The 18084-nt window shown below is 67.3% G+C and carries 8 protein-coding genes; 6 read left to right on the top strand and 2 right to left on the bottom strand.

The window, feature by feature from the left end; genetic code table 11:
• The first annotated feature begins 8 nt into the window (after window positions 1-8).
• The 6 genes from BTM25_RS07130 (at window position 9) to BTM25_RS30655 (ending at window position 4856) form a co-directional block, all read left to right on the top strand.
• Window positions 9-719, top strand: a complete 711-nt coding sequence (locus BTM25_RS07130; RefSeq protein WP_103561904.1) for an HAD family hydrolase — start codon at window positions 9-11, stop codon at window positions 717-719.
• A 98-nt stretch (window positions 720-817) separates the two neighbouring features.
• Entirely contained in the window at window positions 818-2791 is a 1974-nt protein-coding gene (locus BTM25_RS07135) for an acetoacetate--CoA ligase (protein ID WP_103561905.1), read from the top strand.
• Between the two features lie 637 nt (window positions 2792-3428).
• A complete protein-coding gene (locus BTM25_RS07140; RefSeq protein ID WP_103561906.1) occupies window positions 3429-3920 on the top strand; it encodes a DUF2975 domain-containing protein in 492 nt (163 codons plus the stop codon).
• Window positions 3920-4141, top strand: a complete 222-nt coding sequence (locus BTM25_RS07145) for a helix-turn-helix domain-containing protein (RefSeq protein WP_103561907.1) — start codon at window positions 3920-3922, stop codon at window positions 4139-4141. The genes BTM25_RS07140 and BTM25_RS07145 overlap by 1 nt, the downstream gene beginning before the upstream one ends.
• Before the next feature lie 364 nt (window positions 4142-4505).
• Window positions 4506-4646 carry a hypothetical protein gene (locus BTM25_RS29535; RefSeq protein WP_168212035.1) on the top strand — a complete coding sequence of 47 codons (141 nt, stop codon included), beginning with the start codon at window positions 4506-4508 and terminating at the stop codon, window positions 4644-4646.
• Window positions 4647-4730: 84 nt separating this feature from the next.
• Complete coding sequence (locus tag BTM25_RS30655; protein WP_268877640.1) at window positions 4731-4856, top strand: hypothetical protein; 126 nt, start codon at window positions 4731-4733, stop codon at window positions 4854-4856.
• Between the two features lie 39 nt (window positions 4857-4895).
• On the opposite strand, the gene BTM25_RS29100 is transcribed toward BTM25_RS30655, so the two are convergent.
• Both BTM25_RS29100 and BTM25_RS07150 read right to left on the bottom strand, forming a co-directional pair.
• Window positions 4896-5489 (bottom strand): hypothetical protein, encoded by a 594-nt coding sequence (locus tag BTM25_RS29100; protein ID WP_146058991.1) that lies wholly within the window; start codon window positions 5487-5489, stop codon window positions 4896-4898.
• On the bottom strand, window positions 5467-17511 hold the full coding sequence (locus tag BTM25_RS07150; RefSeq protein WP_168212036.1) for a fibronectin type III domain-containing protein: 12045 nt from the start codon (window positions 17509-17511) through the stop codon (window positions 5467-5469). The genes BTM25_RS29100 and BTM25_RS07150 overlap by 23 nt, the downstream gene beginning before the upstream one ends.
• Window positions 17512-18084: the final 573 nt, after the last annotated feature.

An 18084-nucleotide genomic window follows, 5' to 3' on the forward strand; every position in this document is an offset into this window, starting at 1 on the left:
GGACTTCGATGACGACGCTGGACCGGCTGGTGCTCTGGAACGTCGACCACACGCTGGTCGACGTCGGGCGGGTGACCCGCGAGGCGTACGCGGAGGCGTTCCGGGCCACGACGGGCCGTCCGCTGGTGCGGCTCGCGCCGACCGCCGGACGCACCGAATCGGAGATCATCTTCGAGACGCTGGCGTTCAACGACATCGTCACCACCGACGACAGCCTGCCCGCGTTCATGACGGCGCTCACCGCCGCGTTCACGGCCCGCCGCGCGGACCTGCGCGCCCACGGCCGGGTGCTGGCGGGCGCGCGGGAGGCGCTGGACGCGCTGGGCCGCGAACCGTCCACCGTCCAGTCGGTGCTGACCGGGTCGATCGAGCCCGTGGCGCGGCTGAAGCTCACCGCGATGGGGCTGTCGGGCTCGCTGGACCTGGACACCGGCGGCTACGAAACGGGCGTGTACAGCAAGGCCGCGCTGCTGGAGATCGCCCGGACCCGCGCGGGGGAGAAGTACGGCACGACGTTCGGGGAGCGCGCGACGGTGTACGTCGCGGACTCGACCCGCGACGTCCAGGCCGCGCGCATCGCCCGCACCCCGGTGGTCGCGGTCGCGACGGGCGCGGCGACGGAGGCCGAACTGCGCGCGGCCGGGGCGGACGTGGTCCTGCCGACGCTCGCCGAGACCGGCGCCGTGATCACGGCCGTCCGGGACCTCGCCCGCGCCTGACCCCGGTTATCCACAGGTTCCTCTCGTGCTTGCCCCGCGCCGCGCCCCCGCCCGATCCTGATCAGGCAGCCCGTCCACGCGCCCAAGGGGGATGACCGATGTCCGACGCCACCACCCGGCTCTGGGAGCCGACCGACGCCGTCGTCGCGAACGCCCGCGCCACCCACTTCCAGCACTGGCTGTGGGACCGGGGGATCCTCACCGAGTCCTACGACGAACTGTGGGCCTGGTCGGTGACCGAGATCGACGCGTTCTGGGACGCGGTCTGGCAGTACTTCCAGGTCGCTGGCGTGCGCGGCGACGGCCCGGTCCGCGCGGGCGGCCGGATGCCGGTGGACGGCCTGCGCTGGTTCCCGGGCGCGACGCTGAACTACGCCGCGACGGCGCTGCGCCGCGCCGAAAAGCACGCGGACGAGACCGCCGTCGTGTTCCGCTCCGAGGCCGGCGGGCACGAGATCCTGACCTGGCGGGCCCTGGCGCTGCACGTGGCGGAGGTGCGGGCGGGACTGGCGGCGCTGGGCATCGGCGCGGGCGACCGGGTGGCGGCGTACCTGCCGAACATCCCCGAGGCGCTGATCTGCTTCCTGGCGACGGCCTCGCTGGGCGCGATCTGGACATCGTGCTCACCGGACTTCGGCTCGTCGTCCGTCATCGACCGGTTCGCCCAGATCGAGCCGTCGGTGCTGATCGCGGTGGACGGCTACGCCTACAACGGCAAGCGCTACGACCGGCGCGACACCGTCCGCGACATCGAGGCCGCGCTCCCGTCGCTGCGCGCCACGGTGCTCGTCCCGTACCTGGACCCGGCCTCCACACCCGACGGCCTGCGGACGGGAATGCGGTACGCCGACCTGCCGCGTCCGGGCCACCCGCTGGAGTTCGCGCAGGTGCCGTTCGACCATCCGCTGTGGGTGGTGTACTCGTCCGGGACGACGGGCCTGCCGAAACCGATCGTCCACGGCCACGGCGGGATCGTCCTGGAACACCTGAAGGCGCTGTCCTTCCACCAGGACCTCGGTCCGGGCGACGTGTTCTGCTGGTACACGACGACCGGCTGGATGATGTGGAACTACCTGGTCGGCGGGCTGCTGGTGGGGGCGACGATCGTCCTCTACGACGGCGCCCCACGGGACCTGTGGTCCCTGGCGGCGGAGGAAGGCGTCACCTACCTGGGCGTAGGAGCTCCCTATCTCCTGGCGTGCCGCAAAGAAGGCACCCGCCCAGCCGAGACCCACGACCTCTCCCGCCTCCGAGGAATCGGCTCAACAGGCTCCCCCCTCCCGCCCGAGGGCTTCACCTGGGTCTACGAGGCCGTGGGCCGAGATCTCCTGCTCGGCTCCATGTCCGGCGGAACAGACCTGTGCACCTGCATCGTCGGCCCAAGCCCGCTGCTCCCACTGGAAGGGGGCGCGATCCAATGTCGGGGCCTGGGCGCAAAGGTCGAGGCGTTCGCCCCCGACGGGGCCTCACTGGCGGACGAGGTGGGCGAACTCGTCCTGACCGAGCCGATGCCGTCCATGCCCGTCTCCTTCTGGAGCGATCCGCAGGGAACGCGCTACCGGGACGCCTACTTCGACATGTTCCCCGGCGTCTGGCGCCACGGCGACTGGATCAAAATCCGTCCCGACGGCTCCTGCATCATCTACGGCCGCTCGGATTCGACCTTGAACCGAGGCGGCGTCCGCATGGGCACCTCCGACTTCTACCGAGTGGTGGAGGCATTCCCCGAGGTGGCCGACAGCCTGGTCATCGACACGGGCCGGTTGGGCACGGAAGGCCGCCTGCTCCTCTACATCCAGCTAGCTCCCGGAACGGACCTGACCGAGGACCTGAAAACCCGCCTGTGCAACGAACTCCGCACGGCGCTCTCGCCCCGCCACGTCCCCGACGAGATCATCACCGTCCCCGGCGTCCCGAGAACCCTGTCCGGCAAAAAACTGGAAGTTCCCGTCCGCAAAATCCTCCAGGGCACGCCAGTAGAAGAAGCGGCCAACAAGGACTCCCTCGCCAACCCAGAAGTCCTGACCCACTACACATCCTTCAACGACGAGCCCAACACAAAACCGCAGTAGTCACGGACGACGCCCTAGGGCCTCGCCAGCGCCCGCAGGCCGGACCCGGACGTGGCCTTGTGCCGGACGGGCCTCCTTGACGTTGCCGAGTGCTGGACGGTTGACGGCCGTACGACGTTTTGTTACTCGGATCGAAGACATGCAGGTGGAGGCCTGCGGCCCGTGCCGGACTGATCGCCATGCAGCAGTGTCGCTCCAGACGCCGCCCGAAGGGATCAAGCGAGCACGTCGGAGCCCAAGGGCAGAGCGCTGAGCGGTCACGTGGCTGCCGGACGCGCGACGGTCGAAGCTCCGGCCCGTCCTGTACCCGCCACACGGGACGGACTGAAGGAACTCAAGGGCGACCCCCGACGCCCCGGCCACGGCAGCCCGCCCATCGTCGGCGAATCATCTTCCGGCGCAGGAGGCTCCTTGGCGGCCCGCGCGCCCAAGCCCCGGCGCGCCTCCCGGCGCGACAGCCGAGTCCCCAGATGAGGTCACGGCTCCGAAGGGAGTTCTTTCGCGGGAGGCGTGCGGTGAGTCCTGCGACGGCAGAGGGCGCCGATCGGCCGAGAGGCAGTCCGCAGTCCACCCCAAGCCTTGCTCAACCTATCGAAAGTCGATAGATTTCCGTTGTGGGTCGATCGGAGGATGGGTCATGGGAAAGCTGACAGTGCGCGCGCTGCGCGCCGTGCTCGCGGTGGTGCTCGCCGGCACCGTGTTCGTGCAGGCATTGATGGTGTGGACACTGGTCAGCGGGAACGACCCGGAGGACGGATCACTCCCGCTGACCCCGCTGCGCGTGCTCACGATCCTGGGTATCGGGACGATTCAGGTCGCCGTGACATGCGTATGGCGCCTGGTGGCGATGGTGCGACGCGGAACCGTGTTCTCCCACGCAGCTTTCCGCTACGTGGACGTCATCATCGGCGCGATCGTGGCGGCTGCCCTCGTGTGGTTCGCGGTCACGGCCTTCAACGCGCCGGGCCAGCGGGACGACCCGGGCGTCACCGTCATCATGGCCGGAATCGGCGTGGCCATCCTAGGCGTCGCGCTCATCGTGCTCGTGCTGCGAATGCTCCTCGCCCAGGCCGTAGCGCGCGACATCGAAGCGGCACAGATGCAGGCCGAGCTGGACGAGGTGATCTGATGCCGATCGTCGTCGACATCGACGTGATGCTGGCCAGACGGAAGATGTCCGTAGGCGAGCTCGCGGACCGCGTAGGGATCACGCCCGCCAACCTGGCGGTACTCAAGAACGGCCGCGCCAAGGCCGTACGCTTCACGACCCTCGCCGCCCTCTGCGAGGCACTCAAATGCCAACCGGGCGACCTGCTGCGCTGGGAGGCCGAAGACGCCGCGAGCGAATGAATTGCCCCAGGCAAGCTTTGACTGCCTGCTTCGCGTTCCGAAGCCGCCCATGCCCGCAAAGCCTGGAGTGAGCGCCTTCAACGCGCCTTCTTCATCGAACCCCAGCTCCGTAGCGGCGGGCGCTCTTCACCGTCTTGCCGTCCAGCGCTATCGGGCACAATCTCAGCGGCAGACCTGGGCGGCGGTGTTGCAGCAGCGATCCACCTGGGCAAGGCCCCCGGTCCATCTGACCTGAAGGGCACTTTTCGAAAGCACCCAACCCCGAAATTCCGAAGCCCCGCAGCACCCCCATTGAAAGCGGGCGTCCAGCACGTTCGCCACCAACCCGACTCCCGCACCCGCGAGTCGCTGGTCTCATGTCACGATGCCACGCCGCTCAAACTATGACGTCACCCTGCTTACCAAGAACGGGAAGAAGACCGTCGAGGTCGTCTACCTCATCACCAGCGCGACGCCGCAGACGCCGACCTGCGCGACCCCGATGTCCTGGAGCCGCGGCCACTGACGCATCGAAACAAGCTGCGCGGGTCCGCGACGTCACCTACCAATAAGACAAACCCCGGGTCAGAACCGAAAATTATCGCGCGTCATGGCCATCCAACGCCGCACCGCCATCAGCCTGCTACTCATCGACAGCGAAACGAACATCGCCGCCGCCAACGGATACCACGTCCGCGACCCCGGGCACGCGATCATCCTGCTCCAAGCCTCATGATCGACTTTGCCGACCCCCGCCTGACGATCCAATCAAGTCTCAGTCCAAAAATTGCAATGTCTCCATTCCTTCATTCGGAAAACCTTCCGGGAAATTTGGACATATCACGCGCCTGGTGACAAGGTCGGAAAGGAACTCGGTGATGTTTCCTAGATATTGCCATGCAATGACATCGTCAACAATTATGATCGTCCATTCGTCGGGATCTCCCTCAGTGAGCCAGCAGCACATGGTGTTATTCTCGGTCAATCCCCATTGCATCATGCCACCGGGCTCGGGGTATGCCGGAAAAGGTAGATGGCGCATTGGCAGTTTGCTTCGCCTGGTCCGCCGGTCTCGCGGGTCGTATGCCTCCAATGCCCCGGGACGGGCCTGGATGATAAAACGACTCTGAGTAATTGCCTCCCACTGAAGACTGGGCAAGCTATATGGATTATGGGGCGGCTCTGGAGTCGCGGGATGACTTACGGGAAGCCATTGCGCGATGAATAGCGTTGGATATTTATCTGCGAGCTCCTTGTAGTCGCCTGGCAAGTCGGTACCGAGAACGTGTGCCACCTCCGACCAGTCGACAGGTGTTGGAGGCGCGATGGGTGGCCCGATGAAGTCTTCAAGCGATGCAGGGAGCGTCATATTCGATATACCCAGCGTAATCCTGTGTGTTGGGAATGCATGCGTCAAGATGGTACCCCTGCGTGCCCTGGGCGACGATATGTATCTTGTTGGGCATGGGGTCGTCCAGGCTTGGGTAAGCTTCTCGGCTATCGTTCCACCCGACGTGGGTAACGTCGAGTGGTGCAGTGCGCGGTAGATCAGAATATACCGGTATGGCGTAATAGAAAATCTCTTCGCTCGGATCTGAGCTGAGCTTTTGCGCGACAGGCAACTCAAGTGATTTTTGTAGCATTTGGTTCGCGTAAGCAAACTCTGTCACAAGATTGCGACTGTCGGTCCCGGAGCCACCGAGCACGTTGGCCAGCAGGTGCCCACGGTTGAACAGCCAGAATCTTTTTCCATCGGGATTAATGACTGGCGAGTTACGGGTCGGCCAACCGGGCGGAGAAGTGGAAGAGGGCCAGCCGGGTGGCCGGATATATGGAGCTGCTGGGCCTCCTTGCCCCAGGCCATCTCCGCAGAGCTTGACGCGAATTCCAGTTCGCCGCCCGTGCTGGCCGATCGAGCCGTAATCCGGCTGGTTGCATTCGGAGAGGTCGGACTGGTCGGTGGGTACATCGTACGCCTGCAGCCAGACTCCGGCGTCTTCTCCAGTCACCCCCAGGGTTCTTGACGCGTCGTAGCTCATGCCCGTGATGTTCCGAGCGGAGATGGACGTGTAGGCGCCGTAGGAATCGTAAATCCCGCTTGTGAACGAGGAGCCATCCGTGAAGTAGGCGATGTAGCGACCGCGCATATCCATCGCTGTCGTCGTTCCCCAGACATCCGCCACTCCGACGCCACTCGCGTCCGGAGGGGCATTCAGCTTCCTGGTGAACAGTCCAACGCCCGATCCGTTGGGGGACGCGTACGTTACGGTCGAGCCATCTGGAGAAATGTTCGGCGAGATGCACGAGCATCCGCCCGAGACGGCGACCTCTGCGGACTCATCGCTCGCACGGTAGGCCCACAGTTGAGCCTGCCAGAGGGCGGGATCGTTGGTCTCCCCCGGCGGGAAGTCGGCTCGCGCGTAGACCACAGTGTTCCCGTCGGCGGACATATCTGCGCCCCACAAGGCAATTCCGCCCGTGGTCGTGGATTTGGCCACGACCCGGGGCGAACCGCCGCGCCTCTGCCAGTAGTAGCTAGCGAACCCACTGTTGGTACTCAGGTCCCCATCGATGAAATTGTAAAGGAGTGTTTCACCGTCCCCGCTGATGGCGATCGGCCGGAACGGGCCTTTGATTGAACCGGACCCATCGGCGGATTCTCGTGTGGATCCGATATTCCAGATTGAACCATCGGACATATCGTGTACGAGAACGTGCATACTCAGGGCATCGAGGCACAGACCCTCTATATCGCAGCCCTCAATGCCGAGGTAGGCGATTTTAGTTCCATCAGCGCTCGCCAGTGCTCCTGAGTCAGGCACTCCGACCGATGTGAGCATGACCGCAATCGGCGTATGTCCGTCAGCGGCGACCGAAGCAAGATCGATCTCTCCCGTGCGTAGGTTCTTACGGAGCATGAATGGCAAGCTGCTTCCGGCCTGCCGGGCGCTTGGTGGTACCAGATTACTATCCGCCGCAGTTATCAAAAATGCGTAGTTTCCATCACCGGAAAGGATTGCCGGTGCTGCCATTCCGGCAATTCCAGTGTCATCGGGATTCCCTTGCGAATCGACGGCGATGTTCACTGCATCACCATTCTCGGTGATGCCTTTCGAAGGGGTGAAGGATACAATGTTCGACGCCTGTGACATTCCGTTGAGGCTGAGTGCGTAGACCTGGACCGTGTAGAGCTGATCAGCGGCGAGTCCGGTGAGACGAACGCTGCGATCGGAGGCCTCGGCGAACACGGTCGGAACATCCGGCGACGCCACGACGGCGTATCCGATGATCCCTTCCAGTTGCTCCGCCGGAGGCTGCCAGCTGACCAGCGCAGAAAGCGGACCTGGTGTCACTTGGACGCCTGCCGGCGGGCCCGGAGGTGCGGCGCCGACCTCGATGACGGCCTGGGCGTCACGCAGGACCACGTCATTGTTCTGACGATGCACTTCGACCACGGCCGTGCCCGGATCGGCGGACTGGTACAGGCCGTCCGAGTCGATATGTCCAGGACCGTAGGTCACCCTCCAGCTCACTGGCCCATCCGTGGTGTTTATTGGTTGCTCAATGAACTGGAAGGGTTGCCCGGCCACGGTTCTCGCCTGGCTGGGCACGATTGCGAGCCCGGTGAACGGTCCGTCGGCGTGGGCGATTGTGACACCGAGGTCAAGCCAGCTCGGGGGCGTACATTTTTTGATCCAGCCGCCCAACAGTTCCGCACAGGCTTGGTATCTCGCACCCGCCCTGACTCTCCACCAGGGGTTGGCGTTGATGTCGGATTCCAGGCGCACGTAGGGCGTGGACTCGATTCCCACCGACACGGACTCGTAGATGGAAACCTCGGTATCGACCTGAACTGCGACCTCCGCGTAGGCCTGAGCCCGCACCACCGGGTTCACCGCTCGCGTGTGGTTGGCGTAGATACTACGGAAGGTGGGCTTCTTGAAGAAGCTGCCCGACACCTGCGCGCCTGCTTCGAAACTCGTCATCGCTCTGAGGTCGATGGCACCGGTCGCCCGTGCTTTGATCTTCGCGGTGGGGGTCACGTCCACGGTGATCTCGACCGGGACGTCACCGATCCAGACCGTCTGTGCGAAGACGATGTAGTGACCGAGGGAGATCTCCGGCCCCTTCGGTCCCCATGCCCCAGACGTATGGAGCTGAAGTGATCCGGTCACGACGGCCTTCGCCGCGATAGTGGCGGACCGTGAATGGAGCTCCCAATTGACCACAGGAGTGACCGCAAGGGTGCCCTTGGCGAAGGCTCCGCGGCCCAGGTTGAGATTGACCCGGAGGATGATCGGGTCGAGCGGGCCCGGGCCACCACTCGGTGCGCCCCTTGAGGACATTCTTCCCTGCGCACCGGGTCCGTTGAGGATCTCCACGCCGGGGCTCCCGGGGGAAGCCTTCAAGACGTTGCCGGCATTGAGCGTCGCGCTGCCGGCGAACGATCCCTCGCTGAGGATGTCGGGCAGACCGGCTTTCTCGGTCGCGACCGCGACCTGCTGATCCTTGTTCGCCACCGACACGACCTTGGCGAGATAGCCGCGGGGCTCGACGTTCGTCGAGGGGACGGTCACGTACTGGCCCGGCGTCAGCGCGGCGACTTCCGGAGGCGGGCCGTCGAAAACGAGGGTGCCGTCGGCGTGGATCGCGGTGAGCGTGGACGCGGCTGCCGCCGACAATGCCTTGACCGGGTGGCGGAAGGCGAGCTTGGGAGTGACAGGCGCGGTGGACGCGCTGGACAGGCTGGTCCCGTCCGCGCTCGACGCCGTTACGGAGAAGGAGTACGGCGTCGACTGGTCGAGTCCCGGCCACGTCACGGCGCACGTGGCGGCATCGGATGCGCAATCCGTAACGCTCATCGTCTGCCCGCCCGGCTGGACGGTGACCGTGTAGGTCGTCGTCGGCGACGTCCCGGAATCGGCGGGCGGCGACCAGCCGATCCGGATCGAGCCGTCGGCGGGAATGGTGGCGGTCAGGTCGGAAGGCGGAACCGGTGCGCGGTGAGCTTGGGGCCGAAGGTCCGACTTCACGGAAGGAAGGCTGGTCCCTGCCTCACTGGTCGCGGTCAACGCGACCGTGTAGGACGTGCCGTTCGTCAGGCCCGTCAGTTGTGCGTGCGTCGTCGTCCCGTTCACCTCGACGCGAGCGTCGCCCGGCTTCGCCGTGAGCGTGTAGGAGGTGATCGGTGCACCGTCTCCGTCTGCGGGTGTCCAGCGAACGTCGATCGTCCCGTCACCCGGTGTCACGGTCAGCAAGTCCGGTGGCTGTGGCACATCGGGGGCCTTGGGCGTGACGGGCTGGGAGATCGGTGATGGCTCGCCCGTTCCTACGGAGTTCGTCGCGGTCACGGTGAAGGTGTAAGCCGTGCCGTTGTCCAGGCCCGTCAGTGTGGCCTGGCGCTGTGATCCGTCGGTGTGCGCGGTGGCGCCTCCCGGCGACGCGGTGACGTCGTAACGCGTCACGGAGGCGGCGCCCGTGTCCGGCGGGCTCCAGGTCACGGTCGTCTGCCGGTCGCCCGCGATCTGGCTCGTGACGAGCGGCCGGCCCGGCGGAGGAGTCTGTTGGGGCGTGACCGGGTTGGACCTCGCCGAGCGCAGCGACGTTCCGGTGCGGTTGGCGGCGGTCACCTGGAACGCGTATTTGGTCCCGTTGGCCACCCCGGGAATGGCCGCGCTGTTCATTCCCGGCAAAGCGTCGAACGACTGGCCTGTGACCATGTTGTAGACCACGTACCGATCAACGGGACTGGTGCCCTGGTCGGCCGGGGACGCCCAGCTGACCTCCGCGACACCGTCGCCGCCGGCCGCGACCACGCGAACGGGCGGGCCGGGGACCCGGCCGGGGACGATCTCGGCGGTGGGCGCGGAGAGCAGCCCGCTCCCATAGGAGTTCACGGCCGCGATGGTGAAGGTGTAGGGCGAGTTGTCGGTGAGGTCGGGAACCGTGACCTGATAGACGGCGGCGGTCGTCGCCGGGACACTGATGGTCCTGCCGCCGGGCGACACCGTGACCGTGTAGGAGGTGATGGGCGAGTCACCGGTGAACTCGGGCTGGCTCCAGCGCAGGAGCGCCTCGCCCTCCTTCGGTATCGCCTGGACGTCCTGAACCCGGCCCGGCACGGACCCCGGCGTGAGATCGGCCGTCGTCACCCAATCGGCGCCGTCGCCGACGGCGTTGGTCGCGTGCAGCCGGAACTCGTAGGAGGCACCGGACGTCAGGCCGGTCAGCCGCGCGGTGGACGCGTAGCCGTTGACCGTGACGGTGGGGCACGTCCCCGTGGCGCACGAAACGCCGGAAGGCACTGCCGTCGCGGTGTAGGACGTGATCTGCGAGCCGCCGTCGGACGAGGGCGCGCTCCAGTAGAGCTGGGCGTAGTCGGCGCCGGCTCCGATCTGGACGTTCAGCGGCGTCCCGGGAACGGCGACGGGGGTCACTCTCGTCCACGGCGAGGCCGGGCCGGAGCCGCCCGCGTTCACCGCGGTGACCGTGATCGTGTAGCGCGTCCCGTTGGTGAGACCGGAGAGCGTGGCCGAGGTACCGCTGACGGTCGTGGTGATCTCTCCGGGCGACGCGGTCACCACATAGGCGGTGATCGGCGCGCCGCCGGGGTCACCGGGCGCGTCCCATGTGACGTCGGCCTTGCCGTCGCCGGGCTGCGCCGCGACGTTGCCGGGCGCTCCGGGCGCCGCGACCGGCGTGACCGGAGTCGAGGGACCCGAAGCCGGTCCCTCGCCGGCCGGGTTGGTGGCGGTGACGGTGAACGTGTAGGCCGTGTTGTCGACCAGGCCGCTCATCGTCGCCGTGGTGCCCGTGACGACCACGGACGTCCCGCCGGGGCTCGCGGTGACCTTGTACGACGTGATCGGCGCTCCGCCGGTGTCCGCCGGCGCCGTCCAGGTGACGGTGGCACGTGAGTCGAGGGCGGTGGCGGAGACCTGGGTGGGCGCGCCCGGCAGTCGGGCCGGGATCACCGTCGTCGAAGCGCTCGGTTCACTGGACCCTCCGGCGTTCAGGGCGGTGACGGTCACGGTGTAGGTGACGCCGTTCGTCAAGCCGGTCACGTCGGCGGACGTGCTCGTCCCCGCTGCGGTGGCGGTGATGCCGCCGGGTGAGATGGCGATCCCGTACGACGTGATCGGTGAACCGCCGTTCGAGGCGGGCGGCTGCCACGTGACGTGGGCTCCCGAGTCGCGGGACACGGCCGTGACTCCGCCGGGTGCACCGGCCGCGCCGGTCGGCGTCACGGCCCCGCTCGGGTCGGACGCAGGGCTCTCTGCGGCACCGTTCGTCGCGGTGACGGTGAAGGTGTAGGACGTGCCGTTGGTCAGCCCGGTGACGGTGGCCGTGGTGACGTTGCCGCCGACGGTCGCCGTCCTGCCGCCGGGACTCGCGGTCACCGTGAAGCCGGTGAGCGGTGCGCCGCCGGTGCCGGTGGGCGCCGACCAGGTGATCTGCGCCTGTCCGTTTCCTGCGACGGCGGTGACGCCGGTGGGAGCGGCAGGCGTGGCACCGGGCGTGACCGGTTCCGACGCGCTGGAAGACCGGCTGACGCCTAGTGCGCTGGCCGCGGTGACGGTGAACGTGTACGCGGTGCCGTTGGTCAAGCCGGGCATCGTGGCGGTGGTGTCGGTGCTCGTCACGGTGGCGCCGCCCGGCGCGGCGATCACGGTGTAACCGGTGATGGGCGAGCCGCCCGAAAGCGGAGCCGTCCAGTGGATCGTCGCCTGGCCGTCGCCAGGGACCGCCGTGACGTCGCGCGGCGGATCCGGCGGGCCCGTGGGAGTCACGGGCGCCGATTCCGCGGACTCGGTCCCCGTGCCGGCTTCGCTCGTCGCGGTGACGGTGAACGTGTAGGCGGTGCCGTTCGTCAGCCCGGTGACGTCGGCGGTGGTGGAGGCCGCGTCGACCACGGCCGTGCGCCCACCGGGGTGGGCGATGACCGTGTACGAGTTCAGCGCCGCGCCGCCGTCGTCGGCGGGGGCCGTCCAGGTGATGTGGGCGGTGCCGTCACCGGGCGTCGCGGTGACGCCGGTAGGGACGCCGGGGAGGTCTGCGAGGGTGATCGGCGTGGACGCCGCAGACGGATCCGACGTTCCGCCGGCCGTGGTCGCGGTGACCGTGAACGTGTAGGTGGTGCCGCGCGTCAGGTCGGTGACGTCGGTTGCCGGATCGTCGCCCGGGATGGACAGGGTGCGGCCGCCCGGCGAAACGGTGACGGTGTAGCCGGTGATCGGAAGCCCGCCCGTGTCTTCTGGCGGGGACCACGTCACTGTGGCGTCGGTCGCGCCCGGAACCGCGGTCACGTCCGTGGGGGAGCCCGGCCGGGTGTTGGGGGTGACGACCGGTGATGGTGCCGAGGAAGCACCGGGTCCGGCGTTCGTCACGGCGGTCACGACGAACGTGTACGGGACGCCGTTGGTCAGTCCGGTGACGACTCCGGAAGTCTGATCGCCGGGGAAGCTCCAGCTTCGTCCGTTGCCCGTGACCGTGTACGAGAGCACGGACCCCGAGCCGTTGTCGGACGGCGCGGTCCAGCTCACGGTGGTCTGCCGGTCTCCCGCGACGGCCGTCACGCCGGTCGGTGCGGGCGCGAGGGCCGTCGGAGTGACTGGTGTCGACGGCTCCGAGGGCGCACCGGCGCCCATCTCATTGATGGCGACGACGGTGAAGGTGTACGCCGTGTCATTGGTCAGCCCCGTGAAGAGGGCCTCCTGCTCGGTGCCTTCAACGGTGACCTTCTGCCCTCCAGGCGATGCCGTCACTTCGTAGGAAGTGATGGGACTGACCGATGCAGGTTCCTCCCACATCACGCGGACCTGGCCATCGCCGGGAATTGCCGTGACCTGGTCGGGCTGCCCCGGCGGCGGTTGTGGGACAACGGAACCGCTGGTCACCGAAGGGCTCACGCCCAAGGCGTTCACGGCGACCACCGTGAACTTGTAAAGCGTGCCGTTCGTCAGCCCGGCGACGTGCGCGGTGGTTTCAGTCCCACTGGTCGTGACGACCGTGCCGCCGGGACTCACGGTCAGGCGGTATGAGGTGATCGGGGACCCGCCGTTGTCCGCGGGGGCGAGCCAGGTGACATCGGCCGCACGGTCATGCGGTTCGGCGGACACATATCCCGGGCCGTCCGGAACAGTCGTCGGCGTCACTGGGCTCGACGGCTGTGAAGGGTCGGAAACCGTGTCCGTCGAAGACGTCGCGGTGACCGTGAACGTGTACGAGGTGCCGTTCGTCAGGCCCGTGATCGTGGCGGTCGTGTCGGACGTTGTGATCTGACGGCCGCCGGGATCAGCCGTGACGGTATAGCTTGCGACTTCCTGTGCGGGTGCGGTCCAGCTGACCACGGCCTTCTGGTCGCCGGGCACCGCGCTCACCTGTGTCGGCGGGTCCGGCTTGATCGCGGCTCGTGGCGTCACCGGGTCCGACGGGGCGGATGCGGCACCGGGGCCGCCCGCGTTGCTGGCCGTGACGGTGAACGTGTAGGCGGTTCCATTCGTGAGGCTGTTCACCGTTGCGGAGGTGGCCGTTGTCGTCACCTGCTGACCGCCTGGTGAGGCTGTGACGGTGTAGCCGGTGACGGCACTGCCGCCGTCGCTGGACGGCGCCGTCCAGGTCACGGTCGCGGACGCGTCGCCCGCAGTGGCTGAGACTTCCTGTGGAGCGCTTGGCGGGGCGAACGGGGTGACCGGAGCGGACGCGGTGGAGTCGGGGCCGTTGCCGATTCTGTTGGTCGCGCGAACTTTGAACGTGTAGGCCGTGCCGTTGGTCAGTCCCGTGAGCGTCGCCGACGTCGCGGATCCCGCTGCCGTCACGGTGCGGCCGCCCGGGCTCGCCGTCACGGTGTAACCGGTGATTAGCAAGCCGCCGGTCACGGGCGGCGGTGCCCATGAGATGGTCGCCTGCCGGTCGCCGGGCTGCGCGGTGGGTGCGTCGGGTGCACCGGGAACGCTCGCCGTCTGGTCGGTGATCTGCACGGTCACGCCGCCGACGGAGATCGATTTCGGATTGATGAGGAAGGTGTAGGTGCCCGTATCGGTGAGCGTCAGGGGCCCGAATTTGTACGCGCCACTGGTCCAGTACTCCGAGCCCGTGGACGCGACCGTGCCGTTAGGCTTCAGCAAAGACGGAACGGCCTGGCCCGTGGCATAGGTGGACCCGGAAAGCCAGAAGGTCACCTGCTGGCCGGCAGTTCCAGCGAACTGAACCCGGCTGTCCTGTCCGGGCACAGGTGTGGACACTTGAACGGCAGGTCCGTTGACCGTGGCCGCGAGCATTTGGTCGGCCACTTCGGAGACTTGCACGCTGACCGATCCGGTCGCGTCGCCGACCGGGTCCACCAGGACCGTGTACTCGCCGCTTGAGGGCAGATTCACCGGCCCCAGCAAATACGAGCCGGACCAGGAACTGTTCGGTGCCACGACGGTCCCGCCCGGACCCACCAACGACACCGCGACCTTGCCGTACGAGAACGACGACCCAGAAAACGCAACACTCACCCGCTGGCCGACAGTACCCGAAAAACGAACACGACCATCCTGGCCTGGAACGGTCGTCGCCACCTGAACAGACGCCCCACCAACCGTCGCCGCCAAAATCTGATCAGCAACCTCAAAAACCTGCAGACCGACCGAACCCGTCACATCCCCCACCGGGTCCACCAGGACCGTGTACTCGCCGCTTGAGGGCAGATTCACCGGCCCCAGCAAATACGAGCCGGACCAGGAACTGTTCGGTGCCACGACGGTCCCGCCCGGACCCACCAACGACACCGCGACCTTGCCGTACGAGAACGACGACCCAGAAAACGCAACACTCACCCGCTGGCCGGCAACACCCGAAAAACGAACACGACCGTCTTGAAGCGCGATGGTCGTGGTCAGAGTGACCTTCGGACCGCCGATCTGGGTGTTGAGGCTGATGAAACCAGGCGGAGTCACGGAGTTCGACGGCGCTGACGCCACGCTGACGCCCAAAGCGTTCGTGGCCTTGACGGTAAAGGTATAAACCGTGCCGTTGGTAAGGCCGGTGACGGTCGCGGTCGTGGATCCGGCGGGAGCTGTCGCGGTGAGACCGCCCGGCGACGACGTGACGGTGTAACCGGTGATCGGGGAACCGCCGTCGTCAGCGGGCGGAGACCAGGAGATGGCAGCCTGCCGATCGCCGGCGACCGCCGACACCTGGGTGGGCGCACCGGGCGCACCGGTCGTCGTCGCGGCGAAGGTTCGGGACGGAGTCACCGGCGCGGACGCCTCTGACCCCGTGCCGGTACCGCGCGCGTTACTCGCACGGACGACGAACGTGTACGTCGTGTCGTTGCTCAGCCCGGAAATCGTCAGCGACGTGCGGTCAGTCCGTATCGTCTTGCCGCCGGGCACGACCGACACGGTGTAACCGGAAACGGGGACGCCCCCGTCCACCCGGGGCGGAGCCCAGGTCACGGTCGCCCAGCGGTCACCGGGCGTGGCGGTCACCTGGGTGGGCGCACTGGGCTTTCCGGTTGGCACGACGGGCCGTGAGGCGGCAGAGCGCGCGCCTGGACCGGAAGCCGTCTGCGCGGTGACCATGAAGGTGTAGGCCGTGCCGTTCACCAACCCGGTGACGCTGGCTCGGCGCTGACCGCGGCTTACCCGGACGATCTTCCCGCCGGGTGCTGTGGTGATCGCGTAGCCGGTGATCGGCGTGCCGCCCGTGGTACGAGGCGCTGCCCAGGTGACGACCGCGCGGCCGTCATCGGCGGTCGCCGTGACGGCGGTCGGTGCCGCCGCGAGACCCGCGGGCGTCACCGCGCGGGACGGCGCGGACGTGTCCCCGGTACCTGTGGCGTTGGCCGCTGTCACGGTCAGGGTGTACGGCCGTCCGTTCGTCAGGCCGGTCACGGTCGCTGTTCTCTTGTCTCCGGCGACGACGACCGTCTTGCCTCCCGGCATCGCCCGGACGGCGTAGGCGGTGATCGGACGTCCGCCGTCGTCGGCGGGCTTTTTCCATGCCAGAGTGGCCGAGCCGTTCCCCGCCGAAACGGACACGAGCGCAGGCGCGCCCGGAGTGCCCAGCGGTGTCACCGCGGTGGAACGCGCGGACGCGCCGGAAGTCCCGACGGCGTTGGTGGCCGTGACGGTGAACGTGTACGCCTTGGCGTTGTGCAGGCCCGTCACGGTGGCTCTTGTCGCGGCGCCGGTGACGCGCGCGGTTCTTCCACCGGGCGACGCCTTGACGGTGTACCCGGTGATCGACGCGCCGCCGTCGTCGATCGGGGGCGTCCACACGACTGTGGCCTGGGACTCTCCGGCAGTCGCCGTGACCGCGGTGGGAATCTTCGGAGCCGCGAGAGTACGCGCGTACCCTTGAAGATCAACGGCTACGGTCACCGGTGAGTCTCCGTCATTCTCGATGACCATCGTGCGGCGGCCCGATTTGGGAAATCCGATGACCGCCGTGCCGGTCGCCGGTGAGCGGGCACTGTAGGGCAGCACCGCGGGTCCGGACTTGCCGGAAGAGCGTTCCGCGCGAACGCGAAGAACGCCGTCTCCCGAGCTGTTCGCCGTCACCGCGAGCGCTGCGGCGGTCAATGCGGTCCCGACGCGGGGAACGCCGTGTTGACCGTCAAGGTCGATGGTCGTAGTGCCCCGGGGTTCGATCGTGACCTTGTCGAATGCCAGAGGCAGTTGCGCGACGGGGACGAAGCGCTGGCCGGGAGAAGACGAGCCACCGGTATCGGCGAAGACACCGATCAGGGCGACGGAGATGTCCACGGCTGCGGACCCTTGGTTGCGGACCACATAGCCGCCATCCGGTGACGTCGTCACCAGCGTGTTGGACGTGACCCGGCCAGGGGCATAAGTCACTTGCGGAGACGCGGGCGGATCCTGCCCGGCAGGCGTAAGACTGACTGCACCCGCTTTCGAGCCCTGTGGGGCCCGGGCGACGGCCTGAAGCATGACGGCGTCGGTCCGGTCGGGGAGAGCGAGTCCCGCCGGCAGACGCAGGCGCCGGGATGTTCCCGGCGCGAGCCCGTCCACCTGGCCGATCTGCTCGTATCCGCGCGCGGTGAACCCGCCCGCGGGTCTGCTCCCTGGTCGATCGAGCAGGTAGCCCTCGACCGTGATGTCGACCTTCACCGGGCCCGCCCCGCGATTGGCCAGAAGCAATCGGCCATCACTGCCGAGCCGGAGCAGAGAGAAACCACGGACCGCTGTACCGGGCACGTAGGAAAGCGTGCGGGCGGTCTTCGTGTCCCGGTGGAGCTCGCCGTTCGGGTAGGCGAGAAGGTCGCCTGTGCTCTGGCCCGACACAGTCAACTGGGCCGCGACCGCTTCGATGGACTTCCGGGGAATGCCGGCCTGACCGGCGAGTAGTACGGAGACACTCGCCTTCGCGGGAACAGTCACGCTTCCGAGCGGACGATCCCGCAGGGGAACGAACTGGCCGTCGCGGACGGCCGAACCGGACGTGCGCGATTTCCCGGCGGTAGGCGGAGGGGTGACACGAGCAACCGGCGTGCCCGGCTCAGCGACAGCAGAACCGCCAGGGACGACCAGCGACCCGAGCAAGACGACTGGAACGAGCGTCCGCGCCGACCGCCGCCACCACAAGCCCCGACCGGTCCACATGCAGCGCCCACCCTTTTTTAGGCCCCGAAACGTTACCCGATAATTACTGCGTGCAACAGAAAATCCGGGCCCGCGAACTACCGAAACGTTTCTTACACAGCAGCAGTAAACAAGTCGAGAGTGATACAGATCACATGATCGTCGGCGCCGCGGCAGGGCGTCCGGACTTCGAGAGGGAATCGACCGTGATGGCTGGCATACGCCCAGGTCAGTGCCCTATTCGCTTGTGGCGTGTCGGCCGTTCGGACGACAGGTGTCACCCGTTCGGCTCGAGTTTCTTGGTGTGGACGAGCCAGTCAGCTCCACATAAGGTCATCCGGCACATCGAACCGCTGGAGCTTCTGTGACCCG

Origin of the sequence: Actinomadura rubteroloni, assembly GCF_002911665.1 — a bacterium.
In the GTDB taxonomy this organism is placed as follows: domain Bacteria; phylum Actinomycetota; class Actinomycetes; order Streptosporangiales; family Streptosporangiaceae; genus Spirillospora; species Spirillospora rubteroloni.